Origin of the sequence: Capnocytophaga sp. oral taxon 332 str. F0381 (assembly GCF_000318275.2) — a bacterium.
Lineage (GTDB): Bacteria > Bacteroidota > Bacteroidia > Flavobacteriales > Flavobacteriaceae > Capnocytophaga > Capnocytophaga bilenii.
In genome coordinates, this window is record NZ_KB291282.1 from 50,693 (window position 1) to 51,491 (window position 799).

The 799-nt window shown below is 33.4% G+C and carries 1 protein-coding gene; it reads left to right on the forward strand.

The window, feature by feature from the left end:
• The first annotated feature begins 84 nt into the window (after nucleotides 1-84).
• On the forward strand, nucleotides 85-354 hold the full coding sequence (locus HMPREF9075_RS13795; protein ID WP_009415162.1) for a hypothetical protein: 270 nt from the start codon (nucleotides 85-87) through the stop codon (nucleotides 352-354).
• Nucleotides 355-799 lie beyond the last annotated feature (445 nt).

The window sequence follows — 799 nt, forward strand, 5'->3', positions numbered from 1 at the left end:
GGCACAAGCTGCAAGCTTGCGCCAGCGGGGGTGTTAATAGAGGGGAATATACCAACAAGTTTAATACAAAGATGCAATTAATTTATGACTATAACAGATGCCTTCAATACATATAACTATGCCTTGGATTTACTTTATAAGGAAAAGTATGAGGTTTTCACAATGAGTAAAGATGAAGAATATATTCTGTATATACAGAAAGAAGATGATATAACTTTTGCTGAAGAGCCTCTTTCATTATTAGCGATTACTTACTTGAGGAGAACTATATCTATTGATAAAGATAGAATAGATATATTTATGAACGATTATAGTGCTTTAGCTATTAAAGATATGAAAGGAATTGCAAATTAAGTATAACGTCCGATTATTGTCCTGATTGGTACGATTGGATAGCAACTAAGAATAGTGATATGTATATAGCTCAAACACCACTTAGATTGTTATCCTTAATTCTCATCGTAGATTCCTATGGGATTGATTGGAATAGGCATAAAATTCCTTGTTATTTAAATAATATAAAGGATCTATAAATACGACCACAAGGAAGAACAATTCCGCACTCCTGACAAGCTCGGTAACTTATACGAGACAAAGGACAAGAAAGACCGCAAGTATAAAAACAGCCAACTCCAAGAAGACCGGTAATGTATCAGATGTGTTGTTAAAATTCCAACAACTTACTAATCAGTATAATACAAAAGAATTGCCCTACTATTTTCCTTTACCCACCATAGAGAAAAGAGTTTTTTAAGCGTATAATGTGCTCTAAATAGTGCGAGGGGAATTGGCAAATTAT

What these genes read in the sequence shown, in the direction of transcription:
- HMPREF9075_RS13795 (WP_009415162.1), top strand. Translation starts at nt 85, where the DNA reads ATGACTATAACAGATGCCTTCAATACATATAACTATGCCTTGGATTTA.